25 protein-coding genes, 1 tRNA gene and 1 other RNA gene are annotated in these 24,833 nt (G+C 31.8%); 22 read left to right on the top strand and 5 right to left on the bottom strand.

What is annotated here, in order from left to right; genetic code table 11:
• Positions 1–98 precede the first annotated feature (98 nt).
• The 8 genes from hprK to whiA all read left to right on the top strand — a co-directional run bounded on the left by hprK (position 99) and on the right by whiA (position 7,914).
• Complete coding sequence (hprK, locus tag HMPREF2647_RS03285; RefSeq protein ID WP_017175919.1) at positions 99–1,034, top strand: HPr(Ser) kinase/phosphatase; 936 nt, start codon at positions 99–101, stop codon at positions 1,032–1,034.
• Positions 1,035–1,037: 3 nt separating this feature from the next.
• The gene (gene lgt / locus HMPREF2647_RS03280) at positions 1,038–1,880 is read left to right on the top strand and encodes a prolipoprotein diacylglyceryl transferase (protein WP_049382074.1); all 843 of its coding nucleotides are present in this window, start codon (positions 1,038–1,040) and stop codon (positions 1,878–1,880) included.
• Complete coding sequence (locus tag HMPREF2647_RS03275) at positions 1,880–2,359, top strand: acyltransferase (RefSeq protein WP_017175917.1); 480 nt, start codon at positions 1,880–1,882, stop codon at positions 2,357–2,359. Before lgt ends, HMPREF2647_RS03275 begins: the two co-directional genes overlap by 1 nt.
• 17 nt (positions 2,360–2,376) lie before the next feature.
• Entirely contained in the window at positions 2,377–3,816 is a 1,440-nt protein-coding gene (locus tag HMPREF2647_RS03270; protein WP_070585870.1) for a tetratricopeptide repeat protein, read from the top strand.
• 63 nt (positions 3,817–3,879) lie between these two features.
• Positions 3,880–4,821 (top strand): thioredoxin-disulfide reductase, encoded by a 942-nt coding sequence (gene trxB, locus HMPREF2647_RS03265; RefSeq protein ID WP_017175915.1) that lies wholly within the window; start codon positions 3,880–3,882, stop codon positions 4,819–4,821.
• A gap of 153 nt (positions 4,822–4,974) precedes the next feature.
• Entirely contained in the window at positions 4,975–5,889 is a 915-nt protein-coding gene (gene rapZ / locus HMPREF2647_RS03260; protein ID WP_017175914.1) for an RNase adapter RapZ, read from the top strand.
• Positions 5,886–6,872, top strand: coding sequence for a gluconeogenesis factor YvcK family protein (yvcK, locus tag HMPREF2647_RS03255; RefSeq protein ID WP_019834951.1), 987 nt, complete (start codon positions 5,886–5,888; stop codon positions 6,870–6,872). Before rapZ ends, yvcK begins: the two co-directional genes overlap by 4 nt.
• A 97-nt stretch (positions 6,873–6,969) precedes the next feature.
• Positions 6,970–7,914, top strand: coding sequence for a DNA-binding protein WhiA (gene whiA / locus HMPREF2647_RS03250; RefSeq protein WP_049419775.1), 945 nt, complete (start codon positions 6,970–6,972; stop codon positions 7,912–7,914).
• 68 nt (positions 7,915–7,982) lie between these two features.
• On the opposite strand, the gene HMPREF2647_RS03245 is transcribed toward whiA, so the two are convergent.
• Positions 7,983–8,054: transfer RNA gene (locus tag HMPREF2647_RS03245), tRNA-Arg, on the bottom strand.
• Between the two features lie 177 nt (positions 8,055–8,231).
• Here HMPREF2647_RS03245 and clpP point away from each other — a divergent pair.
• Positions 8,232–8,819 carry an ATP-dependent Clp endopeptidase proteolytic subunit ClpP gene (clpP, locus tag HMPREF2647_RS03240; RefSeq protein ID WP_017175911.1) on the top strand — a complete coding sequence of 196 codons (588 nt, stop codon included), beginning with the start codon at positions 8,232–8,234 and terminating at the stop codon, positions 8,817–8,819.
• 51 nt (positions 8,820–8,870) lie between these two features.
• On the opposite strand, the gene HMPREF2647_RS03235 is transcribed toward clpP, so the two are convergent.
• The 3 genes from HMPREF2647_RS03235 to HMPREF2647_RS11270 form a co-directional block, all read right to left on the bottom strand.
• Entirely contained in the window at positions 8,871–9,053 is a 183-nt protein-coding gene (locus tag HMPREF2647_RS03235; protein ID WP_048683232.1) for a hypothetical protein, read from the bottom strand.
• Between the two features lie 17 nt (positions 9,054–9,070).
• On the bottom strand, positions 9,071–9,970 hold the full coding sequence (locus HMPREF2647_RS03230) for a TIGR01777 family oxidoreductase (protein ID WP_049419774.1): 900 nt from the start codon (positions 9,968–9,970) through the stop codon (positions 9,071–9,073).
• A gap of 270 nt (positions 9,971–10,240) precedes the next feature.
• The gene (locus tag HMPREF2647_RS11270) at positions 10,241–10,411 is read right to left on the bottom strand and encodes a hypothetical protein (protein WP_176743803.1); all 171 of its coding nucleotides are present in this window, start codon (positions 10,409–10,411) and stop codon (positions 10,241–10,243) included.
• A 187-nt stretch (positions 10,412–10,598) separates the two neighbouring features.
• On the opposite strand from HMPREF2647_RS11270, the gene HMPREF2647_RS03225 reads away from it, so the two are divergent.
• Positions 10,599–11,363: a DUF4887 domain-containing protein gene (locus HMPREF2647_RS03225; protein WP_049415388.1), complete on the top strand. Its 765-nt coding sequence runs from the start codon at positions 10,599–10,601 to the stop codon at positions 11,361–11,363.
• Between the two features lie 52 nt (positions 11,364–11,415).
• On the opposite strand, the gene HMPREF2647_RS03220 is transcribed toward HMPREF2647_RS03225, so the two are convergent.
• Positions 11,416–11,643 carry a hypothetical protein gene (locus tag HMPREF2647_RS03220; RefSeq protein WP_049415386.1) on the bottom strand — a complete coding sequence of 76 codons (228 nt, stop codon included), beginning with the start codon at positions 11,641–11,643 and terminating at the stop codon, positions 11,416–11,418.
• Between the two features lie 266 nt (positions 11,644–11,909).
• Between HMPREF2647_RS03220 and HMPREF2647_RS03215 the strand changes: the two genes are divergently transcribed.
• The 12 genes from HMPREF2647_RS03215 (at position 11,910) to ssrA (ending at position 24,397) form a co-directional block, all read left to right on the top strand.
• Positions 11,910–12,929: a sugar-binding transcriptional regulator gene (locus HMPREF2647_RS03215; RefSeq protein WP_070585869.1), complete on the top strand. Its 1,020-nt coding sequence runs from the start codon at positions 11,910–11,912 to the stop codon at positions 12,927–12,929.
• A gap of 46 nt (positions 12,930–12,975) precedes the next feature.
• Positions 12,976–13,983, top strand: coding sequence for a type I glyceraldehyde-3-phosphate dehydrogenase (gap, locus tag HMPREF2647_RS03210; RefSeq protein WP_017175906.1), 1,008 nt, complete (start codon positions 12,976–12,978; stop codon positions 13,981–13,983).
• Between the two features lie 145 nt (positions 13,984–14,128).
• The gene (pgk, locus tag HMPREF2647_RS03205) at positions 14,129–15,319 is read left to right on the top strand and encodes a phosphoglycerate kinase (RefSeq protein WP_017175905.1); all 1,191 of its coding nucleotides are present in this window, start codon (positions 14,129–14,131) and stop codon (positions 15,317–15,319) included.
• A 111-nt stretch (positions 15,320–15,430) separates the two neighbouring features.
• Positions 15,431–16,192, top strand: a complete 762-nt coding sequence (tpiA, locus tag HMPREF2647_RS03200; protein WP_017175904.1) for a triose-phosphate isomerase — start codon at positions 15,431–15,433, stop codon at positions 16,190–16,192.
• 2 nt (positions 16,193–16,194) lie between these two features.
• Complete coding sequence (gene gpmI, locus HMPREF2647_RS03195) at positions 16,195–17,712, top strand: 2,3-bisphosphoglycerate-independent phosphoglycerate mutase (protein WP_048683222.1); 1,518 nt, start codon at positions 16,195–16,197, stop codon at positions 17,710–17,712.
• A 131-nt stretch (positions 17,713–17,843) separates the two neighbouring features.
• Entirely contained in the window at positions 17,844–19,148 is a 1,305-nt protein-coding gene (eno, locus tag HMPREF2647_RS03190) for a surface-displayed alpha-enolase (RefSeq protein ID WP_002448208.1), read from the top strand.
• 173 nt (positions 19,149–19,321) lie between these two features.
• Positions 19,322–19,792: a hypothetical protein gene (locus HMPREF2647_RS03185; protein WP_017175901.1), complete on the top strand. Its 471-nt coding sequence runs from the start codon at positions 19,322–19,324 to the stop codon at positions 19,790–19,792.
• A 67-nt stretch (positions 19,793–19,859) separates the two neighbouring features.
• Positions 19,860–20,093 carry a preprotein translocase subunit SecG gene (secG, locus tag HMPREF2647_RS03180; protein ID WP_002448159.1) on the top strand — a complete coding sequence of 78 codons (234 nt, stop codon included), beginning with the start codon at positions 19,860–19,862 and terminating at the stop codon, positions 20,091–20,093.
• Between the two features lie 204 nt (positions 20,094–20,297).
• Entirely contained in the window at positions 20,298–21,038 is a 741-nt protein-coding gene (locus tag HMPREF2647_RS03175) for an alpha/beta hydrolase (protein WP_017175900.1), read from the top strand.
• A 37-nt stretch (positions 21,039–21,075) separates the two neighbouring features.
• The gene (gene rnr / locus HMPREF2647_RS03170) at positions 21,076–23,454 is read left to right on the top strand and encodes a ribonuclease R (RefSeq protein WP_070859522.1); all 2,379 of its coding nucleotides are present in this window, start codon (positions 21,076–21,078) and stop codon (positions 23,452–23,454) included.
• Between the two features lie 24 nt (positions 23,455–23,478).
• Positions 23,479–23,949, top strand: a complete 471-nt coding sequence (gene smpB / locus HMPREF2647_RS03165; protein ID WP_017175898.1) for an SsrA-binding protein SmpB — start codon at positions 23,479–23,481, stop codon at positions 23,947–23,949.
• 86 nt (positions 23,950–24,035) lie between these two features.
• Positions 24,036–24,397, top strand: a transfer-messenger RNA (tmRNA) gene (gene ssrA / locus HMPREF2647_RS03160).
• The last annotated feature ends 436 nt before the right edge of the window (positions 24,398–24,833 follow it).

The raw sequence follows: 24,833 nt of genomic DNA, 5'->3' as shown, positions 1-24,833 counted from the left end.
CAGATACTTTATGTCCCAGCCTCTTTTTATATAACATATTGTTATATTTTTGATATGATAAGAGATGAATTAATTCAAGGGAATTTTGAGGTGAACTCATGTTAACGACAGATAGATTGGTTAAAGTATTAAAACTGAAGCTATTTACTGGAGAAAAAGGATTAAATAAAACGATTAAAAACATTGATATTTCTAGACCTGGTTTAGAAATGGCAGGTTATTTTTCTCATTATGCAGCAAATCGTATTCAATTATTAGGTACCACTGAATTATCATTTTACAATTTATTACCAGATGAAGAAAGACGGGGACGAATGAGAAAATTATGTCGTCCTGAAACGCCAGCAATTATTGTGACAAGAGGATTAGAGCCACCTCAAGAACTGATTGAAGCGGCTCAAGAAATGGATACACCTTTGATTGTTTCTAAAGATGCTACAACAAGTTTAATGAGTCGATTAACGACATTTTTAGAACATGAGTTAGCTAAAACGACCTCTCTACACGGTGTTTTAGTAGACGTATATGGTGTAGGAGTATTAATTACAGGAGATTCTGGCATCGGAAAAAGTGAAACAGCATTAGAATTAGTAAAGCGAGGTCATCGTTTAGTAGCAGACGATAATGTTGAAATCCGTGAAATTACGAAAGACGAATTGGTTGGTACACCACCTAAGTTAATTGAACATTTATTAGAAATACGTGGACTAGGAATTATCAATGTCATGACTTTATTTGGAGCGGGGTCAATTCTAACCCAAAAACAAATACGGTTAAATATAAATCTTGAAAATTGGGATAAGAATAAATTATATGATCGCGTTGGATTAAATGAAGAAACATTAAAGATTTTAGATACAGAAATAACTAAAAAAACAATCCCTGTAAGACCAGGAAGAAACGTTGCTGTTATTATAGAAGTAGCTGCAATGAATTATCGTTTAAATATCATGGGTATTAATACAGCTGAAGAATTTAATCAACGTTTGAATGAAGAAATTATCAAGAATGGGAATCAGAATGAAGGGAAATAGTATATGCTTTTTAATTTGAATTATATCAATCCTACTGCTATCGATATAGGTCCTTTATCGATAAAATGGTATGGAATTATTATTGCAGTAGGAATATTAATAGGATATTTTATTGCTCAAGAAAGCTTGAAATCTATAGGATTACATAAAGATACATTAGTAGATATTATCTTTTATTGTGCAATTTTCGGATTTCTAGTTGCAAGAATTTATTTTGTTATATTTCAATGGCCTTATTATATGGAAAATCCATCAGAAATACCTAAAATTTGGCATGGCGGGATAGCTATTCACGGTGGATTAATAGGTGGCTTTATTACTGGAATTATTCTATGTAAATTGAAAAATCTTAATCCTTTTCAAATTGGAGACATTGTTGCGCCAAGTATTATATTAGCTCAAGGTATAGGGCGATGGGGCAATTTTATGAATCATGAAGCTCATGGTGGACCGGTATCAAGAACATTTCTAGAAAGCATGCATATTCCAGAATTTATTATTCGAAATATGTATATTGAAGGCGTATACTATCATCCTACTTTTTTATATGAATCTATTTGGGATATACTTGGATTTATTATACTAATTACTCTTAGAAAGCATCTACGCGTTGGAGAAACATTTTCATTATACCTCATTTGGTATTCAATAGGACGCTTCTTTGTTGAAGGATTAAGAACAGACAGTTTAATGTTAACAAGTCATATTCGCGTAGCTCAACTTGTTTCAGTTATTTTAATGATTATGGGTATTATTTTAATTATCTATCGTCGAATCAAACATCAACCAGTTATTTATAAAAATGCTGGACCATTAACTTGGAATTCAAGAGTGAAGGTAAAATAATGAGACGATTAACTATTATTAATACACAGTCGATGAATCCCTTATGGCGCATTTACCAATTTGTTCGTTTTTCTAAAGTGTTAAAAAATACAGTAATAATAGAAATAAGTCGCTTTATTCCTTTTTTAAATGTAAAACGTTATATTTATATTCATTTCTTGAAGATGTCAATTGGGGAACGAACTGCATTTGCCTATAAGGTAATGCCTGATATTTTTCATCCCCAGTTAATATCTATTGGCAGTAATACTGTTATTGGTTATAATACAACAATATTAACGCATGAAATTTTAGTAAATGAGTATCGTTATGGACGAGTGGACATTGGTTCTCATACTTTAATTGGAGCAAATGTGACCATTTTACCTGGGGTGAAAATCGGTCATAACGTTATAATTAAAGCAGGTACTATCGTCTCTAAAGATGTTCCCGATGATACTATTGCTTTTGGAAACCCCATGCAAATTCATAATAAATAAGAAAGTGGTGACAAAGCATGGCACGAAAGGAACAAAAAATTATTCCAATGACTTTTGATGAGAATTTTTATCGAAAGATGGCAGATCAAAAATATAAACAGAGAGATTATAGAAAAGCAGCTGAATATTATAGAAATGTGCTAGATTTGTCACCTGAAGATTTTGATATAAGACTTAAGTATGCCGATTGTTTAAATGAATTGAATTTGAATAAAAAAGCAGAAAAAATGTTTTATGAAAGCATTATAAATGATCATAATGTAGCAGAAAGTTATTATCAATTGAGTCAACTGAATATTAAACTTAACGAGCCAAACAAGGCCTTCTTGTTTGGTATTAATTATGTAGTTTTATCAAATGATGATTCTTTTAGAGAAGAATTAGAAAAAATGTTCGAAGTTTCTTATATTGAAGAAAATAAAATTGAAATGGAAGCACAATTATTTGCAGTTCAATTATTATTTCAATATTTATTCGCTCAAGGACGTTTACAAGAAGCACGAACGTATATTTTAAAACAAAACGATGATATTCAGTCGCATCGCGTTATTAGAAATTTACTAGCAATGTGTTATCTTTATTTGAGTGAATATGAGATTGCTAAAGAATTATTCGAAACATTGCTTGCTGAAGATAACTCGGATGTACATGCACTCTGTCATTATACATTGCTATTATATAATACTAATGAAACAGAGAAGTATCACAAATATATAAAAATATTAAATAAAGTGATGCCGATGAACGAAGATGAAAGTTTTAAGTTAGGTATTGTACTAAGTTATCTCAAACAGTACAAAGCGTCTCAACAACTTTTATTACCTTTATATAAAAAGGGTAAGTTTGTTTCAATTCAAATGTTTAATGCTTTAAGCTATAACTATTATTACTTAGGAAATAAAAAACAAAGTAAATTATTTTGGGATAAATTATTGCAAATTTCTGAAGTAGATGTGGGGTATGCCCCATGGGTATTAGAAGAAAGTAAATATACATTTGAACAAAAAATATTACCTTTATTATTAGATGATGACAGTCATTATCGATTATATGGCGTATTTTTATTAAATCAGTTAAACGGAAAAGAAATACTAATGACTGAAGACATTTGGTCAGTATTGGAAAACATGAATGACTATGAAAAGTTATATTTAACTTACTTAGTTCAAGGATTACATTTAAATAAGCTTGATTTTATTCATAAAGGATTAAAGAAAATGTATGACGTTGAAGAACTATCGTTTGATACAGAATTATTTGTCACTTGGATTGATAAAGGAGAAGCTTTAATCGTTGAAGGCGTTAATTTTAAAGAGTTAAATAGATATATTGCGGCACATGTTTATTTATATTACCGTTATCATAAAAAGCGTATAACTAAAAAGAAAATCATTGAAATTTTTAATACTACAAGATATAAATTAGATAACGCAATTGATAAATTATTGAGCATATAAATTTATGAAAAGCAAATAATACTATATAATGCGCGTATTAATATAAACGTAGGAGGTATAAAAATGAACGAAGTAGATTTTGATGTTGCGATAATTGGGGCTGGACCAGCTGGAATGACTGCTGCAGTTTATGCATCACGTGCAAATCTAAATACAGTGATGATTGAACGTGGTATGCCTGGAGGACAAATGGCAAATACGGAAGAAGTTGAAAATTTTCCAGGGTTTGAAATGATTACAGGTCCAGATTTATCAACAAAAATGTTTGAACATGCGAAAAAATTTGGTGCTTCTTATCAATATGGAGATATCAAATCAATTGAAGATAATGGCGATCACAAAGTGATTAATCTAGGAAATAAAACTATAACAGCTAGAGCAGTGATTATTTCAACAGGTGCAGAATATAAAAAAATTGGTGTTCCTGGTGAACAAGAATTAGGTGGCCGTGGCGTAAGTTATTGTGCAGTATGTGATGGTGCATTCTTTAAAAACAAAAATATATTTGTTATTGGTGGAGGCGATTCAGCGGTAGAAGAGGGCGCATTCCTTACTAAATTCGCTGATAAAGTAACAATTGTTCACCGAAGAGACGAATTAAGAGCCCAAAAAATTCTACAAGATCGTGCATTTAAAAATGAAAAAATTGATTTTATTTGGAGTCACACTTTGAAATCAATTAATGAAAAAGATGGAAAAGTTGGATCTGTAACGTTAGTTTCAACAAAAGATGCGTCTGAACAAACGTTAGATGCAGACGGTGTATTTATTTATATTGGGATGAAACCTTTAACAGCACCATTTAATAACTTAGGTATTACAAATGATATGGGTTATATTATTACAAAAGATGATATGACTACTTCTGTACCAGGGATTTTTGCAGCTGGAGACGTGAGAGATAAAGGATTACGTCAAATCGTAACTGCTACAGGTGATGGTAGTATTGCTGCACAAAGTGCAATTGATTATATCGAAGAATTAAAAGATAAAGAAGAAGCTTAAGGAATTAATTAAAGCTAGAATAATCACTTCTGATAGAAGTATTATTACTAGCTTTTTTCTTAGCAGTAAAGTCGATACAAATTGTTAGCAAGGTAAAAATATATGCTATGATGTTATATAAATACATGTATGCTTAAATGGATGGTGCTTAGAATGGTTAATCAAATAAATGATGAAATGAGCAAAAGTGAACTATTAGTTGTTACAGGATTGTCTGGCGCTGGTAAATCATTAGTTATTCAATGTTTAGAAGATATTGGCTTTTTCTGTGTAGATAATTTACCACCTATATTACTACCTAAACTTGTGGAGTTAATGGAGCAAGGTAACCCTTCACTTCAAAAAGTAGCAATTGCAATTGATTTAAGAGGAAAAGAGTTATTTAAATCACTTATAGATGAAATTGATGTAATTAAAACGAGAAATGATGTTATTGTAGATGTTATGTTTTTAGAAGCTACAACTGAAAAATTAATTTCTAGATATAAAGAATCACGTAGAGCGCACCCTTTAAATCAAAATGGTCAAATGTCTTTAATTGATTCAATTCTAGAAGAACAACAATTACTTTCAAATATTAGATCAATAGCGAATTATATTATTGATACTACAGAGTTAAAGCCTAAAGAATTAAAAGAAAGAATCAAACGTCATTTCGCCGATGAAAAAATGAATTCATTTAGTATTAATGTAACTAGTTTTGGATTTAAACATGGTATTCAGAAAGATGCTGATTTAGTATTCGATGTACGCTTTTTGCCTAATCCATATTATGTTGAAGACTTGAGACCGATGACTGGAGAAGATGAAGCAGTTTATAATTATGTGATGAAATGGAAAGAAACTGAAACTTTCTTTGAAAAACTAATGGATTTACTTATTTTTATGATTCCAGGCTATAAAAAAGAGGGTAAATCACAACTGGTTATAGCAATAGGTTGTACTGGCGGACAACATCGCTCTGTAGCCTTAGCTAAACGTATCGGAGAAGAGTTAAATGATATATTTGATTATAATGTGTATGTTCATCATAGAGATGCACATATTGAAAGTGGCGTGAAGAAATGAAACAGTTGAAAGTAGTACTAATCGGAGGAGGCACAGGACTCTCAGTACTAGCTAGAGGGTTACGAGAATATCCAATAGATATTACTGCTATTGTTACAGTTGCAGATGATGGTGGTAGTACAGGTAAAATTAGAGATGAAATGTCTATTCCTGCTCCAGGAGATATTAGAAATGTCATTGCAGCGCTAAGTGATGCAGAACCAATTCTAGAAGAATTATTTCAGTATCGTTTTGAAGAACATCAAATTGAAGGTCACTCATTAGGTAATTTATTACTTGCAGCACTTACAAATATAAAAAATGACTTTGGTCATGCAGTGAAAGAATTAAGTAAAATTTTAAACATTAAAGGAAAAGTGATTCCATCTACTAATACTAATGTTATGTTAAATGCTGTTTTAGAAGATGGTGAGATTGTTAAAGGTGAATCTAAAATACCTAAAAAAAATAAAAAAATTCGACGTGTCTATTTAGAACCATCTAATGTAGAACCCATGCAGGAAGCCGTTGATGCTTTACAAGAAGCGGATTTAATTGTTCTAGGTCCTGGTTCACTGTATACAAGTGTAATTTCAAATTTGTGTATTGAAGGTATTTCTAAAGCAATCATAAGTTCACAAGCACCGAAATTATACATTTCTAATATTATGACTCAACCAGGAGAAACAAATGATTATGATGTCTACGATCATGTTAAAGCTATTCATCAACATGCTGGTGAACCATTTATTGATTATGTTATTTGTAGTAATGATGCATTTGATGAACAGATTCTTCAACGATATAAAGAACGTAATGCTCATCCTGTAAGTACGAATAAAATAAAATTAACAGAAAATAATATTAAAATGATTACTTCTAAAAATCTTGTAGAAATTTATGACCATGTCTTTGTTCGTCATAATACAAAGGTACTTGCTAAACTTGTATATGATTTAGCACTTGAATTAACAAGTACAATTCAATTTAAACCTAAAAAATAAATTTTAATGAATTTAAAAATAATTTGATATAGAGTGTTATATATTTTGAGATGTTAATTACATATAATAATGATGATGAGAAAAGGAGGGAGCATCAATGAGTTTTGCATCAGATATGAAAAATGAATTGACCCGCATTGAAGTCGATGAAAGTAATGCTAAAGCTGAACTTAGCGCTTTGATTCGGATGAACGGTGCACTCAGTTTATCTAATCAACAATTTGTAATTAATGTTCAAACTGAAAATGCGACTACGGCTCGAAGAATATATTCATTAATTAAGCGTATTTTTAATGTCGAAGTAGAAATTTTAGTACGAAAAAAAATGAAATTAAAAAAGAATAATATCTACATTTGTCGAACTAAAGTACGTGCTAAAGAAATACTTGATAAATTAGGTATTTTAAAAAATGGTATTTTCGTTCATGACATTGATGCGAGTATGATTAAAGATGATGAAATGCGTAGAAGCTATTTAAGAGGGGCATTTTTAGCGGGTGGATCAGTAAATAATCCAGAAACCTCTTCCTACCATTTAGAAATTTTTTCTCAATATGAAGGACATGCTGAGGGATTAACTAAACTAATGAACAGTTATGGACTGAATGCTAAGCATTTAGAACGAAAAAAAGGAAGTATTTCTTATTTGAAAGAAGCGGAGAAAATTTCTGAGTTTTTAAGTTTGATAGGGGGGTACCAAGCACTATTAAAATTTGAAGATGTAAGAATAGTGAGAGATATGAGAAACTCTGTCAATAGATTAGTAAATTGTGAAACAGCTAATTTAAATAAAACTGTGAGTGCAGCTATGAAACAAGTACAAAGCATTCAATTAATTGATGAAGAAATAGGTTTAGATAATTTACCTGATCGTTTAAGAGAGATTGCAAAATTACGAGTAGAACATCAAGAAATTTCTTTGAAAGAATTAGGAGAAATGATATCAAATGGGCCTATTTCTAAATCAGGAGTAAATCATCGCTTACGAAAATTAAATGAACTCGCTGATAAAATTAGAAATGGAGAAAAAGTCGAATTATAAAATAAAATGTGTTTTAAGAAATAGGATGAAACATTAATATAACGTTTCATCCTATTTCTTAATAATAGCCCCCTCGAGAGGAATCGAACCTCTATCTTAAGAACCGGAATCTTACGTGTTATCCATTACACTACGAGGAGTATAATATAAAAACTAATTTCTGTACTAAATATATAATTAACAGTACAATTTGAATATATGAATAGTGTATAAAATTATAAAAAGCAACGTCAAATAAAAGTAGAAGTATTATTTTTGACCATTTTTGACTTTTGTTGTAAAATAAATATAACAGTTAATTACAAGGAGGAAATATAATGAATTTAATTCCTACAGTTATTGAAACAACAAATCGCGGTGAACGCGCATATGATATTTATTCTCGTCTATTAAAAGACCGCATTATTATGTTAGGCTCAGCAATTGATGATAATGTTGCAAATTCAATTGTATCACAATTATTATTCTTACAAGCTCAAGATTCTGAAAAAGATATTTATTTATACATCAATTCTCCAGGTGGTAGTGTAACAGCAGGATTTGCTATTTACGATACAATTCAACACATTAAACCAGATGTACAAACAATTTGTATTGGTATGGCTGCGTCAATGGGATCATTCTTATTAGCAGCTGGTACAAAAGGTAAACGTTTTGCCTTACCAAACGCTGAAGTTATGATTCATCAACCATTAGGTGGCGCTCAAGGTCAAGCGACAGAAATTGAAATTGCTGCTAACCATATCTTAAAAACACGTGAAAAATTAAATCGTATTTTAGCTGAACGTACAGGTCAAAGTATTGAAAGAATTCAAAAAGATACTGATCGTGATAACTTCTTAACTGCTGATGAAGCAAAAGAATATGGTTTAATTGATCACGTAATGCAACCTGAAGATATGTAAATAGAATTGTTTAATATGTAAAAAAGGAAGAGCATTGATGCTCTTCCTTTTTTATGGTTTTTTAGTTTTTAATAAATATTGTATAGCTACAAACCCTAATAATAATCCTATAATAATAAAGAAAAAAGATAAAAGTACCATAATGATACTCTTTTCGAAAGCAAAGACACCATTTAAAATTAAAAATATACTAGCGATAAGTAGTAAGATATACGTTAACTTGTTGTCATTCATCACTAAATCTCCAATTACTATTCGTTAATTAAGTCTTCAAGTGCAACTTTTAAATTATTATACCTAAAATTAAACCCTAATGCTTCTAATTTATTAGGTAAGACTTTTTGAGTATCGAGAACTACTGTCGACATTTCTCCTAGTACAGCACGCATAATTAATGATGGCACCCACGTTTCATGTGGTTTATGCATCGTACGTCCAAGCGTATAACCAAATAAATTTTGACGTTCAGGAATTGGAGAAGCCATATTAAATGGACCTTTTGCATTTGATTCGTCAATTGTAAATAAAATCGCACGCACTAAGTCATCTATGTGAATCCAAGAATACCATTGATGTCCAGAACCTAATTTACCGCCTACGTAGAATTTATATGGTAGTTTCATCGTTTGAAGTGCGCCACCTTCAGAAGACAAAATCATACTAAATCTTCCTAATACAACACGTGTACCAAAATTTTCGAAACGACGAGCAAATCGTTCCCATTGATAAACGACATCTGACAGGAAATCAAAAGGAAGTGTTTGATATTGTTCTGTATAAGTTCGATATAAACTTGGAGGATAATAACCCATAGCGCTTGCATTAAAAAGCACTTCAGGTTTATGTTGACGTTGCTCAAATAAATGAACTAAAGATTCAGTCGATTGAATACGACTTGTCATAATCGTTTGTTTGTAAGAGGGTGTCCAACGTTTATTTAATGTAGCGCCTGCTAAATTAATAACTACATCAATATCTGGCACTTGATTTTCCCATCCTTTTTTAGACCAGTTAACATACGTAATCTTAGGCTCATCACTTTGTTTATCACTACGGGTTAAAATTGTAATATGAGCCTCTCTTTTTTTAATTTCATTTACTAAATGACTACCTACCATTCCAGTTCCACCAGTAATTAAAAATTGTTTCATTTACTAACACCTCATTTTTTATAAAGAAAATAAATTTTTTTAATGACAATGTAGAGAAAGATGCTCAAAAAGCATTCAAGATTTATTCAATAATATGTCATTAACTTTAGAAAATACGGTCATTAAATTTACCTAAATTTAGCTATAATATAAGTATAGCTTTGCCATAGAGAATAGTAGAATATTTAAAAAGTATGTTTATACCTTTAATAATATACAAAACAAAAGTCATTTTAATTTCTTTCTATTCTCTTTCAAGTTTCTATTATATTACTTTATAAATAAGATTAAGAATAATATGATTATAGGAATTAAAATGCCAATTAATATATCAAATTTTGAATTTTTACTTTCATCAAAATCATCATTACTTAACATCATAGATTTAATTTTATTGCTTGAATGATGTTTAAATAATGTGTTAAAAGTATCTTTTTTCATTTTGTCACTCCAAAATTCACTTTATATTGATAGTGTAGTTATTTATATATGATGTTATCATATATAATTGAATGAGTATTTCATTTATATATGTACTTAAGTGTTTTTTTATTTTTTTAAAAGGAAATAATGTAAAATAGATTGCTATATTAAAGGATGAATAGATAATTAAGAAGTGAGGGAGTCCATGTCAAAAAAAAATAGAAATCTTAAAGACTATGAAGCACATGAAAAGAAAAAAATGAGTGGTATTTCTAAAATAATTAGTACACTTATTGTGCTTCTATTACTTGGTGGATTAGTGTTTGCAGTTTTTGCTTTTGTAGATAATTCAAACAGAGTCAATGAACGTTTAAATAATCAATCAACGGAAGAACATAAACATAAGAAAGATAAAGATACTGAAAGTGATAAAAAGAACGAAGAAAGTACGCAAGAAAATACAACAAGTGAAAACAATACAAATAATAGTAAGGAAAATAAATTAGATAATGTAAAAAATCCAAATGTCACTGATAACTATTCTAATGAGCAAAGTAATTCAATAAGAGTACAACCTACTAATCAAGGTAAAACAGCACAAACACAACAATCTTCTAAAGAAACACCTACAAAACAACCTAGTACAAATCAAATTCAAAGTACTCAACAAAAAGAAAACTCACAAACTCAAGAAAAAGCAACGCAAGAAGAAACAAATAAATCAACTGAAAGCACTCAGTCAAGTCAATCTTCTCGTTCTAATGCTTCAACTGAAACATCACAACATAATTCAAGTAACAATGACACAACTACTACACAAGAACGAGCTAATACAAATCAATCATCACAAACACAAAAATCAACGACGCAACCATCTACTGCCGAGCCTAAAACACAATCATCTAGTTCAACAACTTCAGAATCAAAAAGTAATACCCAACAATCTCAGAGATCTTCAAACGAAGAATAAAAAAAGACCTAGGTATATACACATTTTACCATGTGTGTATCTCTAGGTTTTTTTAAAATATCCAGTTGAGCAAGAACGTTAAGATAATTGAAAGAACAATCGATATAAAAATGGAAGAGAAACAACCAAAAGGACAACCACAACCATAGTGATATCGTATTGTATTGTGATGTTCAGACATATCTCGATATTCTTGTTCTTTTTTAAAATAGTCATCATCTTTATATCTATTATCAGAAGGATCTAAAACTTCTATATCCTTATTGTCTTTATATTTCAAAGTAATTCCTCCTATCTAGTTAATTTTCAATTATAATTCATCATTTTTGAAAAACCTATAAAGTTAACTCTATTGCATTTACTATACCCTATTTTAAATATTTAACAGATTATTTAAAATAATAAGGGTTTTCGCTTGCTTTTTTATAACGACAATAGTAGTATTGCAATTGTAAAGAGGTTGAATTTTGTCCCACCTGGGACAAAAAAAGTCAAACCCCCTCTAACTCTCGATTACCTTTTGAGAAAAATAGGAGGAAGGTAGTAGTGAAAGACCTGATTAAACTACAACAAAAGTTGGTTCCTGACTTAGTTGATAAAATGTATCGACGTTTCTCTATCTTAACGACAATTTCAAATAATGAACCTGTTGGGCGTAGAAGTTTAAGCGAACATATGGATATTACAGAAAGAGTCTTAAGAACAGAAACAGACATATTAAAAAAGCAAAATCTTATACAAGTAAAATCAACTGGTATGGAAATCACCGAGGAAGGTACAAAAGTACTTAATCAATTAAGTGATTACTTTAAAGTGTATAAAGATGATAATCATTATGCTAAACATATTAAGTCCAACTTTGGAGTTAAAGAAGTATATGTCATACCTGGAAATTCTGACATGCATGAAGAAGTTAAGTCTGAGATGGGTAGACAAGCAGGTCATTTACTAGAAGATATATTGTATGAAGATGCAATTGTGTCAGTGACAGGCGGATCAACAATGGCTAATGTTAGCCGAGCAATGCATTTATTACCATTTAATGTGTTTTTTGTTCCGGCACGTGGTGGTCTTGGTGAAAATATGGTTTATCAAGCAAATACAATTGCAGCAAGTATGGCACAACAAAGTGGTGGGTATTATACTACCCTATATGTACCAGATAATGTAAGCGAATCAACATATAATACATTACTGATGGAACCATCAGTTGTGCACACATTAGAAAAGATTAAACAAGCAAATATAACAATACACGGTATTGGTGATGCGCTGAAGATGGCGCATCGTAGACAATCATCTGATGAGGTGATTGAAAGACTTCAACATCATCAAGCCGTCGGAGAAGCTTTCGGATATTATTTTGACGCTCAAGGTCATGTAGTTCAAAAAGTAAAAACTATTGGATTACAACTTGAAGATTTAGAAAGCAAAGAATTTATATATGCTGTTGCTGGCGGCATGTCTAAGGGAGAAGCTATCAAAGCATATCTCAGTATTGCTCCCAAAAATACAATATTAATTACTGATGAAGCAGCAGCTAAAGTAATACTAAATAAGGAATAAAAAGTTATTTAACTTTTTAAATATCATTTTAAAGGAGGCCATTATAATGGCAGTAAAAGTAGCAATTAATGGTTTTGGTAGAATTGGTCGTTTAGCATTCAGAAGAATTCAAGACGTAGAAGGTATTGAAGTAGTTGCAGTAAACGACTTAACAGACGACGAAATGTTAGCTCATTTATTAAAATATGACACTATGCAAGGTCGCTTTAACGGAGACGTAGAAGTTGTTGAAGGTGGTTTCCGTGTAAATGGTAAAGAAGTTAAATCTTTTGAAGAACCAGATGCAAGTAAATTACCATGGGGCGATTTAGATATCGACGTAGTATTAGAATGTACTGGTTTCTATACAGAAAAAGAAAAAGCTGAAGCACACATTAATGCAGGAGCTAAAAAAGTATTAATTTCTGCTCCAGCTAAAGGTGATGTTAAAACTATCGTATTTAACACAAACCACAAAGATTTAGACGGATCTGAAACAGTAGTATCAGGTGCTTCATGTACTACAAACTCATTAGCACCAGTTGCTAAAGTTTTAAATGACGAATTTGGTATTGTTGAAGGTTTAATGACAACTATTCACGCTTACACTGGCGACCAAATGACTCAAGATGGTCCACACAAAAAAGGTGACAAACGTCGTGCACGTGCAGCAGCACAAAACATCGTACCTAACTCAACAGGTGCAGCTAAAGCTATCGGTAAAGTAATTCCTGAAATCGATGGTAAATTAGATGGTGGAGCACAACGTGTACCAGTAGCTACTGGTTCATTAACTGAAGTAACAGTTGTATTAGAAAAAGAAGTAACAGTTGAAGATGTTAACAAAGCAATGAAAAATGCTGCTGACGAATCATTCGGTTACACTGAAGATGAAATCGTATCATCAGATATTGTTGGTATGAACTTTGGTTCATTATTCGATGCAACTCAAACTCGTGTCATCTCAGTTGGCGACAAACAATTAGTTAAAGTAGCTGCTTGGTATGACAACGAAATGTCTTATACTTCTCAATTAGTACGTACTTTAGAATATTTAGCTGAATTAACTAAATAATTTCGTAGCCTAGTTTAATAAAAACTTGTGCTCAGTACATTTATATAAAATGTTGAATTAAGTTAGCTTATGAGTAAGCGGGGAGCACTAACGCTTCTCCGCTTATTTTTATATTAATAATTCCTATTTAAAGGAGGAAATTATAATGGCAAAAAAAATTGTTTCTGATTTAGACTTAAAAGGGAAAGTTGTACTTGAACGTGCTGATTTTAATGTACCTTTAAAAAACGGTGAAATTACAAATGATAACCGTATTGTTCAAGCTTTACCAACAATTAAATATATTTTAGAACAAGGCGGTAAATTAGTATTATTCTCTCATTTAGGTAAAGTTAAAGAAGAAAGTGATAAAAAAGAGTTAACTTTAAAACCAGTAGCGGATTCATTAACTGAAAAATTAGGCAAAGAAGTTGTGTTTATTCCAGAAACACGCGGTGAAAAATTAGAATCTGCAATTAAAAATTTAAATGAAGGCGATGTATTATTAGTTGAAAATACTCGTTTTGAAGATTTAGATGGTAAAAAAGAATCTAAAAATGATCCTGAATTAGGTAAGTATTGGGCATCATTAGGTGATGTGTTTGTAAATGATGCATTTGGTACTGCACACCGCGAACATGCTTCAAATGTTGGTATTTCTACTCATCTAGAAACAGCTGCAGGATACCTAATGGAAAAAGAAATTAAATTTATCGGTGGTGTGGTAAATGATCCACATAAACCAGTTGTGGCTATTTTAGGTGGTGCTAAAGTATCTGACAAAATTGGTGTTATTAAAAATTTAGTGAATATCGCTGATAAAATCATTATTGGTGGCGGTATGGCATATACATTTTTAAAAGCACAAGGTAAAGAAATTGGTCTATCTTTATTAGAAGAAGATAAAATTGACTTTGCTAAAGAACTTTTAGAAAAAAATGGCGATCAAATTGTATTACCTGTTGATTGCAAAGTAGCTAAAGAATTTTCAAATGATGCTAAAATCACTGAAGTGTCTATTGATGAAATTCCAAGTGATCAAGAAGCAATGGATATTGGACCAAAAACAATCGAGTTATTTACTAAAGAATTACAAGGTGCTCACACAGTAGTATGGAACGGACCTATGGGTGTATTTGAATTTAGTAATTTTGCTAAAGGTACAATTGGTGTATGTAAAGCAATTGCTAACTTAGAAGATGCAATCACAATTATCGGCGGCGGTGATTCAGCAGCGGCTGCAATTTCACTAGGATTTGAAGATGATTTCACTCATATTTCAACTGGTGGCGGTGCTTCATTAGAATATCTTGAAGGTAAAGAATTACCTGGTATCAAAGCAATTAACGATAAATAATATTTATTTGAATAATAAAAATGTTTCTTTTATGATTTTCATGGGAAAACAATAAAAGAACGTAAATATTTATAAGTAAGTTTAAATTTATTAATAATAGGAGTGTCAATAATGAGAAAACCAATCATAGCTGGTAACTGGAAAATGAATAAAACAGTTCAAGAAGCTAAAGACTTTGTAAACAATTTACCTACATTACCTGATGAAAAAGAAGTTGAATCAGTAATTTGTGCGCCAACAATTCAATTAGATGCATTAATCTCTCTAGTGAATGATGGCAAAGCAAAAGGATTAAAAATTGGTGCTCAAAACACTTATTTTGAAGATAATGGTGCATATACAGGAGAAACTTCTCCAGTGGCATTAGCTGATTTAGGTGTTAAATATGTCGTTATTGGACATTCAGAACGTCGTGAATTATTCCATGAAACAGATGAAGATGTAAATAAAAAAGCACATGCAGTATTTAATCATGGAATGACACCAATTATTTGTGTTGGTGAAACAGATGAAGAAAGAGAAAATGGCAAAGCTAACGAAGTAGTAAGCAACCAAGTAAAAGAAGCAGTAAAAGGCTTGTCAGAAGATCAACTTAAAGAAGTTGTTATTGCTTATGAACCAATTTGGGCAATCGGTACTGGTAAATCAGCTACTTCAGAAGATGCAAATGAAATGTGTGCACAAGTACGTAAAACAGTAGCAGACGTGTCTAGTCAAGATGTAGCTGATGCGACTCGTATTCAATATGGTGGTAGTGTGAAACCAAATAATGTTAAAGAATATATGGCTCAATCAGATATCGATGGTGCATTAGTTGGTGGCGCATCACTTAAAGTAGATGATTTTGTACAATTGTTAGAAGGTGCTAAATAATTATGGCTAAACAACCAACAGCATTAATTATTTTAGACGGTTTTGCTAACCGTGAAAGTGAACATGGTAATGCAGTAAAACAAGCGCATAAACCAAATTTTGATCGTTATTACAACAAATATCCTACGACTCAAATTGAAGCAAGTGGTTTAGATGTTGGTCTTCCCGAAGGTCAAATGGGTAACTCTGAAGTAGGTCATATGAATATAGGTGCAGGTCGTATTGTCTATCAAAGTTTAACTCGTATTAATAAATCCATTGAAGATGGTGATTTCTACGAAAATGAAGTGTTAGGTAAAGCAGCTCAACACGTTAAAGATCACGATTCAGCATTACATGTATTTGGTTTACTTTCAGATGGCGGTGTTCACAGTCATTACAAACATTTATTTGCATTATTAGAACTTGCTAAACAAAAAGGTTTAGATAAAGTGTATGTACATGCATTTTTAGATGGTCGTGATGTAGATCAAAAATCAGCAATTAAATATATTGAAGAAACAGAAGCTAAATTCAAAGAACTTGGTGTAGGTCAATTCGCATCAATTTCAGGTCGTTATTACGCAATGGACCGTGATAAACGTTGGGATCGTGAAGAAAAAGCTTATAATGCTATTCGCAATTTCGAAGGTCCTTCTTATGCGAACGCTAAAGAAGGTGTAGAAGCGAATTATGCAAATGATGTTACAGATGAATTTGTTGAACCTTTCATAGTTGAAGGACAAAATGAAGGTGTTCAAGATGGTGATGCTGTTATCTTCTTCAATTTCCGTCCTGATAGAGCAGCACAATTATCTGAAATATTTACAAATAAAGCATTTGACGGCTTTAAAGTTGAGCGTGTAAATGATTTATTCTATGCAACGTTTACTAAATACAATGATAATGTTGATGCAGAAGTCGTATTTGAAAAAGTTGATTTAACGAATACAATTGGTGAAGTTGCTCAAAATAATAATTTAAAACAATTACGTATTGCAGAAACTGAAAAATACCCACATGTTACTTATTTCATGAGTGGGGGACGTAATGAAGAATTTGAAGGTGAACGTCGTCGCTTAATCGATTCACCTAAAGTTGCTACGTATGATTTAAAACCTGAAATGAGTGCATACGAAGTTAAAGATACATTGTTAGAAGAGTTAGACAAAGGTGATTTAGATTTAATTATTTTAAACTTTGCTAACCCTGACATGGTAGGTCATAGTGGTATGCTTGAACCAACTATCAAAGCAATTGAAGCAGTAGATGAATGTTTAGGTGAAGTGGTTGATAAAATTTTAGATATGAATGGCTATGCAATTATTACAGCTGACCATGGTAACTCAGATCAAGTTTTAACTGATGATGATCAACCTATGACTACTCATACTACAAACCCAGTTCCGGTAATTGTTACTAAAGAAGATGTAACATTACGTGAAACTGGTCGTTTAGGTGACTTAGCACCTACATTACTAGACTTATTAAATGTTGAACAACCGTCAGACATGACAGGTGAATCTTTAATTAAGCATTAGTAAAACTGTAAATGATAAGATGATTTAATATTATTCTTTAATATTAAGTCATCTTAGTATAAATATTTTATTAAATAACAAAAAATAGTTATAATAATTAAGGAATCTAAATTTAAAGGAGATTATTTATTATGCCAATTATTACAGATGTTTATGCTCGCGAAGTATTAGACTCACGTGGTAACCCAACAGTTGAAGTTGAAGTATTAACTGAAAGTGGTGCTTTTGGTCGTGCTTTAGTACCTTCAGGTGCTTCTACTGGTGAACACGAAGCAGTTGAATTACGTGATGGAGATAAATCACGTTATAGCGGTAAAGGCGTTACAAAAGCTGTTGAAAATGTAAACGAAATTATCGCTCCAGAAATCGTTGAAGGTGAATTTTCAGTTTTAGATCAAGTATCAATTGATAAAATGATGATTCAATTAGACGGAACACCTAACAAAGGTAAATTAGGTGCAAACGCTATTTTAGGTGTATCTATTGCCGTTGCACGCGCAGCAGCTGACTTATTAGGTCAACCATTATACAAATATTTCGGTGGATTTAACGGTAAACAATTACCAGTCCCAATGATGAATATTGTTAACGGTGGTTCTCACTCAGATGCACCAATTGCATTCCAAGAATTCATGATTTTACCAACTGGTGCTGAATCATTTAAAGAAGCATTACGTTGGGGTGCTGAAATTTTCCATAACTTAAAATCAATTTTAAGTGAACGTGGATTAGAAACTGCTGTAGGTGACGAAGGTGGTTTCGCTCCAAGATTTGACGGTACTGAAGATGCAGTTGAAACAATCATTAAAGCGATTGAAAAAGCTGGTTACAAACCAGGCGAAGATGTATTCTTAGGATTTGACTGTGCTTCATCTGAATTCTATGAAAATGGTGTATATGACTACACTAAATTCGAAGGTGAACATGGTGCGAAACGTAGCGCAGCTGAACAAGTTGACTACTTAGAAGAATTAATTAGTAAATATCCAATCATTACAATTGAAGATGGTATGGATGAAAATGACTGGGACGGTTGGAAACAATTAACTGATCGTATCGGTGATAAAGTTCAATTAGTAGGTGACGATTTATTCGTAACTAATACTGAAATTCTTTCTAGAGGTATTGAACAAGGTATTGGTAACTCAATCTTAATCAAAGTAAACCAAATTGGTACATTAACTGAAACATTTGATGCTATTGAAATGGCTCAAAAAGCTGGTTACACTGCAGTAGTATCTCACCGTTCTGGTGAAACTGAAGATACAACAATTGCTGATATCGCAGTAGCAACAAATGCTGGTCAAATTAAAACTGGTTCATTATCAAGAACAGATCGTATTGCGAAATATAATCAATTACTACGTATTGAAGATGAATTATTTGAAACAGCAAAATTTGACGGAATTAAATCTTTCTACAATTTAGATAAATAATTTTAGCAACATACTAAAATTAATAGAGTTCACGCGTTTGCCTGTCATAGAGTTGAGACTATGACAGGCTTTTTTTAATATAAAATTTTAAATAATAGTATAGAAGTGTAAGATTTAACTTCATTGATGAAACTGATATAATAATCCTGTAATTGAAAGAAGGAGAATTGAAGATGGATCAACAACTTAATCAGTCAAATAAAAGAGAACGTATTACTGGTCAATTGATTGGATATAGTTCGCTTGTATTTTGTATATTATTAATTATCCATAATTTTATTGCTTTAGATGCTCGCACTGCTAAGACACTGTTAACACTAGCACATCAAAAAGCGTCAAGCAGTGCAGTAGATAATATTTTAAATAGTTTTAGATATACAGGTATTATGTATATTCTTGCATATTTAGCTGGAGTGATTGCTTTATGGAATCGACATAAATATCTTTGGTGGTTTATGTTTGCCGTATATGTATCAAATGTATTATTTACACTTGTCAACTTAACAATGGTGTTAAATGCTATTATTGAAACAAAATCGGTTTTATTTATTTTACCTATTTTAATCGTCGTGATTGGTTCAGCAATATTAGCCATATATATGTTAATTATTTCAATTGTACGTAAAAGTACATTTAATCGATAGTATTTGATAACTATATTAAGAATATGTTATAATTCGGAACGTATATAATGAACGGAGGACATTTTTCATGCATACATTATTTATGGTCTTATTAATTATTGATTGTATTGCATTAATTACTGTTGTATTACTCCAAGAAAGTAAAAGTAATGGACTTTCGGGTGCGATTAGCGGGGGCGCTGAACAGTTATTTGGTAAGCAAAAACAACGTGGCGTCGATTTATTCTTGCATAGATTAACAATTGTGTTAGCCATCATTTTCTTTTTAATAATGATTGGAATAAGTTATTTTGGTTTATAAGGTCCGACGATATCAATGTCGGGCTTTTTTATTTATAATAGAATTAACACATTTTATAAAGAAGTCATTATTTTAATATAATCATCAATGCATATTTTTAAGCTATTCAGGGAATAAAATAGATTGATTATATAATGAATACAACCTATTAGTACAAATTAAAAAAATAATCATATTATAATTTTTGTTAGAGAGGGATAAAAAATGCAAATTAAGTTACCTCAACCTTTCTTTTTCCAAGAAGGTAAAAGAGCAGTCTTACTTTTACATGGATTCACAGGTAATTCCTCAGATGTAAGACAACTTGGTAGATTTTTACAAAAAAAAGGTTATACTTCCTATGCGCCACAGTATGAAGGTCATGCTGCACCGCCAGAAGAAATATTAAAGTCTAGTCCATATGTATGGTTTAAAGATGTACTTGATGGCTATGATTATCTTGTAGAACAAGGTTATGAAGACATAGCGGTAGCTGGATTGTCATTAGGCGGCGTATTTGCATTGAAGTTAAGTTTAAACCGTCCTGTAAAAGGTATCATAACAATGTGTGCACCTGCCGAAGTAAAAACAGAAGGTACAATCTATGAAGGTTTTTTAGAATATGCACGTAATTTTAAAAAATACGAAGGTAAAGATCAAGCAACGATTGATAAAGAAATGGAAGATTTTCATCCTACTGAAACACTCAAAGAACTTAGTGATACGTTAAGTCGTGTGCGTAATGATGTAGATGAAGTCTTAGATCCCATTTTAGTAGTTCAAGCTGAAAAAGATGAAATGATTGATCCTCAGTCAGCAAATTATATATACGAAAATGTAGATTCAGATGAAAAACAAATTAAATGGTATGCAAATTCAGGACATGTCATTACAATTGATAAAGAAAAAGAGCAAGTGTTTGAAGATGTATATGCGTTTTTAGAAGGATTAGACTGGTCTGAATAAATCATAAAAATAATTGATTAAAGAAAGGAGGGGCATGATGAATTTAAAGCAATCCATTGAAGATATTGTAAAACAACCTGATTATGAACCGATGTCTGTATCAGACTTTCAAGATGCTTTAGGTCTTAGTAGTGCCGACTCATTTAGAGAATTAATAAAGGTGCTCGTTGAACTTGAACAAGCAGGATTGGTAGAGCGAACAAAGACAGATCGCTATCAACGTAAAGTATCAAATAAGAATTTAAGTTCAAAATTAATAAGAGGTACTTTAAGTCAAAATAAAAAAGGCTTTGCTTTTTTACGCCCAGAAAACGAAGAACTTGAAGATATTTTTATTCCACCAACAAAGATTAATCGTGCTTTAGATGGAGATACAGTAATAGTTGAATTACAAAAATCCAGAGGAGAGCATCGTGGAAAAGTTGAAGGTGAAGTAAAATCTATAGAAAAACACTCTGTCACACAAGTGGTAGGTACGTATAGTGAAGCAAAACATTTTGGTTTTGTCATTCCTGACGATAAACGTATTATGCAAGATATATTTATACCTAAAGGACAGAGTCTTGGAGCCGTAGATGGTCATAAAGTACTTGTCCAAATCACAAAATATGCTGATGGCACAGATAATCCAGAAGGACATGTGTCTGCTATTCTAGGTCATAAAAATGACCCAGGAGTAGATATTCTTTCAATTATTTATCAGCATGGAATTGAGATTGAATTTCCTGATGAGGTATTAAAAGAAGCGGAATCAGTCCCTGAAGAAATAAAACCTGAAGAAATTAAGGGACGAAGAGATTTAAGAAACGATCTTACAATTACAATAGATGGTGCAGATGCTAAAGATTTAGACGATGCAATTAGCGTTAAACGTCTAGATAATGGCCATACGGAATTGACAGTAAGTATTGCAGACGTAAGTTATTACGTAAAAGAAGGCTCTGCGCTAGATAAAGAAGCTTATGACAGAGCAACGAGTGTATATTTAGTAGACCGTGTTATTCCAATGATTCCACACCGTTTAAGTAATGGTATCTGTTCATTAAATCCTGAAGTAGATCGTTTAACGTTAAGTTGTCGTATGGAAATAAATGAGCGTGGCGAAGTGGTGGATCATGACATATTTGATAGTGTTATTCATTCAAACTATCGTATGACATATGATGTAGTGAATCAAATTATTACCGAAAAAAACACAGAAGTGCGTCAACAATACAGTGAAATTGTCCCAATGTTAGATTTAGCACAAGATTTATCTAATCGACTTATCCGTATGCGTAAACGTCGTGGTGAAATTGATTTTGATATTAATGAAGCTAAAGTGTTGGTCAATCAAGAAGGACTACCTACAGATGTAATATTGCGAGAACGTGGTGAAGGAGAGCGTTTAATTGAATCATTTATGTTAGCAGCCAATGAAACAGTTGCTGAACATTTTAACAAATTAGAAGTGCCATTTATTTATCGTGTTCATGAACAACCAAAATCAGATCGATTACGCCAGTTCTTCGACTTTATTACTAATTTTGGTATTATGGTTAAAGGCACAGGTGAAGATATTCATCCTTCAACATTACAATCTATCCAAGAAGAAGTTGAAGGTCGTTCTGAGCAAATGGTTATTTCAACAATGATGTTACGTTCGATGCAACAAGCACATTATGATGATACGAATTTAGGTCATTTCGGCTTGTCAGCAGAATATTATACACATTTTACTTCCCCGATTCGTCGTTATCCAGATTTAACTGTTCATCGCTTAATTCGTAAGTATCTTGTCGATCACTCTATGAATCATAAAGAGATGCATAAATGGGAAGAAACATTACCAGAATTAGCAGAACATACATCTCAACGTGAACGTCGCGCAATTGAAGCAGAGAGAGATACAGATGAGTTGAAGAAAGCAGAGTATATGATTCAACATATTGGTGATGAATTTGAAGGTATTGTAAGCTCTGTTGCCAATTTTGGTATGTTCGTTGAATTACCAAATACGATAGAAGGTATGGTTCATATTTCTAATATGACAGATGATTATTATCAATTTGATGAAAGACAAATGGCGTTGATAGGTGAACGACATGCTAAAGTGTTTAGAATTGGTGATGAGGTAAAAGTTAAAGTTACTCATGTAGACGTAGATGAACGCATGATAGATTTCCAAATTGTTGGCATGCCATTACCTAAAAATGATAAATCACAGCGTCCTGCTCGTGGAAAAACGATTCAAGCTAAAACGCGTGGTAAATCTTTAGATAAATCCAAAGATAATCATCATAAAAACAAAAAGAAAAAACGTAAACAACGTAAGGGTAAAAATCAACGTCAACGTGATAAACAAAGCTCAACTAAGCATAAACCTTTTTATAAAGATAAAAATATTAAGAAAAAAGCGCGTCGTAAGAAAAAATAATCAGCAAAGAGGTGACATACAGTAATGGCCAAGAAAAAAACAAAATCACCAGGTACGTTGGCTGAAAACCGTAAAGCAAGACATGATTATAATATTGAAGATACCATTGAAGCAGGTATTGCGCTTCAAGGTACAGAAATTAAATCGATTCGACGTGGTAGTGCGAACTTAAAAGATAGTTATGCACAAGTGAAGCGTGGAGAAATGTACATTAATAATATGCATATTGCTCCATACGAAGAAGGAAATCGTTTTAATCATGATCCATTACGATCAAGAAAGCTGTTATTGCATAAAAAAGAGATTATCAAACTCGGCGAACGTACAAGAGAAATTGGATATTCGATTATTCCTTTAAAATTGTATTTAAAACATGGACAATGTAAAGTTTTATTAGGCATAGCTCGTGGTAAAAAACTGCATGATAAACGTCAAGCATTGAAAGATAAAGCAATGAAACGAGATGTTGATCGTGCAATGAAAGCCCGTTATTAAGCATAATTGTTGCTTAATCGGGCTCTATTTGTTATGATAAGTAAAGTTGTTTAAATTAAACTGTATCTTGTATTTTATTATATTGTGGGGGCGTTTTTGGATTCGACAGGGGTCCCCCGAGCTTATTAAGCGTGTCGGAGGGTTGTCTCCGTCATCAACACATTCGGTTAAATATAACTGACAAATCAAACAATAATTTAGCAGTAGCTGCGTAATAGCGCTCTGCATCGCCTAACAGCATTTCCTATGTGCTGTTAACGCGATTCAACCCTAATAGGATATGCTAAACACTGCCGTTTGAAGTCTGTTTAGATGAAATTTAATCAAACTAGCATATTGTTGGTTGTCTATTGCTTACCAATATGCGAAATGAATCAATAGACTACACACGTAGAAAGATTTGTATCAGGACCTCTGGACGCGGGTTCGAATCCCGCCGCCTCCATCTTATAGCTTGTAACCCTATTGGTTGCAAGCTTTTTATTTTTATTGCCCCAATATAGCCCCCAAATATACCCAATAAAAATGCACCCTATAATTAAGATGCAATATTTTTGTATAAAACTATTTCATTTTTATCATTGTGAATTTCAAGGATAATATCATGAATTTTCTCATCTTCACTATAAGTATCTTTCATTTCATTATATTTAAAATATGCTAACTGTCTATTTGTCCTTTGTCCCAGTTATGTTGCGTTTTTATTGATTTTTTTGTTCTAAATCCGTAGAAGCGGTTTATCTTTTTAGGTGGGTTTTTAATAATTAAATTTCCTAGTAAAATCATAAAAATACTTGAAGGAAATAAAAGCATTTGATAACTTCCTTTTTCATGTTTTTGAAGAGCTTCTTTCTTAATATTATATAGAAATAATGCAAAGAAAA

Origin of the sequence: Staphylococcus sp. HMSC035D11 (genome assembly GCF_001836075.1) — a bacterium.
Lineage (GTDB): Bacteria > Bacillota > Bacilli > Staphylococcales > Staphylococcaceae > Staphylococcus > Staphylococcus hominis.
The sequence above is the reverse complement of the archived record's forward strand: the minus strand, read 5'-3'. Positions and strand labels throughout refer to the sequence as shown.

Excerpts from the sequence above, each read along its gene's own strand:
- secG (WP_002448159.1), top strand. The coding sequence starts at position 19,860 with ATGCATACATTATTTATGGTCTTATTAATTATTGATTGTATTGCATTA.
- eno (WP_002448208.1), top strand. The coding sequence starts at position 17,844 with ATGCCAATTATTACAGATGTTTATGCTCGCGAAGTATTAGACTCACGT.
- HMPREF2647_RS03175 (WP_017175900.1), top strand. The coding sequence starts at position 20,298 with ATGCAAATTAAGTTACCTCAACCTTTCTTTTTCCAAGAAGGTAAAAGA.
- HMPREF2647_RS03225 (WP_049415388.1), top strand. The coding sequence starts at position 10,599 with ATGTCAAAAAAAAATAGAAATCTTAAAGACTATGAAGCACATGAAAAG.
- rnr (WP_070859522.1), top strand. The coding sequence starts at position 21,076 with ATGAATTTAAAGCAATCCATTGAAGATATTGTAAAACAACCTGATTAT.
- gap (WP_017175906.1), top strand. The coding sequence starts at position 12,976 with ATGGCAGTAAAAGTAGCAATTAATGGTTTTGGTAGAATTGGTCGTTTA.
- whiA (WP_049419775.1), top strand. The coding sequence starts at position 6,970 with ATGAGTTTTGCATCAGATATGAAAAATGAATTGACCCGCATTGAAGTC.
- HMPREF2647_RS03235 (WP_048683232.1), bottom strand. The coding sequence starts at position 9,053 with ATGAATGACAACAAGTTAACGTATATCTTACTACTTATCGCTAGTATA.
- trxB (WP_017175915.1), top strand. The coding sequence starts at position 3,880 with ATGAACGAAGTAGATTTTGATGTTGCGATAATTGGGGCTGGACCAGCT.
- gpmI (WP_048683222.1), top strand. The coding sequence starts at position 16,195 with ATGGCTAAACAACCAACAGCATTAATTATTTTAGACGGTTTTGCTAAC.
- HMPREF2647_RS03230 (WP_049419774.1), bottom strand. The coding sequence starts at position 9,970 with ATGAAACAATTTTTAATTACTGGTGGAACTGGAATGGTAGGTAGTCAT.
- clpP (WP_017175911.1), top strand. The coding sequence starts at position 8,232 with ATGAATTTAATTCCTACAGTTATTGAAACAACAAATCGCGGTGAACGC.
- lgt (WP_049382074.1), top strand. The coding sequence starts at position 1,038 with ATGCTTTTTAATTTGAATTATATCAATCCTACTGCTATCGATATAGGT.
- rapZ (WP_017175914.1), top strand. The coding sequence starts at position 4,975 with ATGGTTAATCAAATAAATGATGAAATGAGCAAAAGTGAACTATTAGTT.
- pgk (WP_017175905.1), top strand. The coding sequence starts at position 14,129 with ATGGCAAAAAAAATTGTTTCTGATTTAGACTTAAAAGGGAAAGTTGTA.
- HMPREF2647_RS11270 (WP_176743803.1), bottom strand. The coding sequence starts at position 10,411 with ATGAAAAAAGATACTTTTAACACATTATTTAAACATCATTCAAGCAAT.
- yvcK (WP_019834951.1), top strand. The coding sequence starts at position 5,886 with ATGAAACAGTTGAAAGTAGTACTAATCGGAGGAGGCACAGGACTCTCA.
- HMPREF2647_RS03185 (WP_017175901.1), top strand. The coding sequence starts at position 19,322 with ATGGATCAACAACTTAATCAGTCAAATAAAAGAGAACGTATTACTGGT.
- HMPREF2647_RS03270 (WP_070585870.1), top strand. The coding sequence starts at position 2,377 with ATGGCACGAAAGGAACAAAAAATTATTCCAATGACTTTTGATGAGAAT.
- smpB (WP_017175898.1), top strand. The coding sequence starts at position 23,479 with ATGGCCAAGAAAAAAACAAAATCACCAGGTACGTTGGCTGAAAACCGT.
- hprK (WP_017175919.1), top strand. The coding sequence starts at position 99 with ATGTTAACGACAGATAGATTGGTTAAAGTATTAAAACTGAAGCTATTT.
- HMPREF2647_RS03275 (WP_017175917.1), top strand. The coding sequence starts at position 1,880 with ATGAGACGATTAACTATTATTAATACACAGTCGATGAATCCCTTATGG.
- tpiA (WP_017175904.1), top strand. The coding sequence starts at position 15,431 with ATGAGAAAACCAATCATAGCTGGTAACTGGAAAATGAATAAAACAGTT.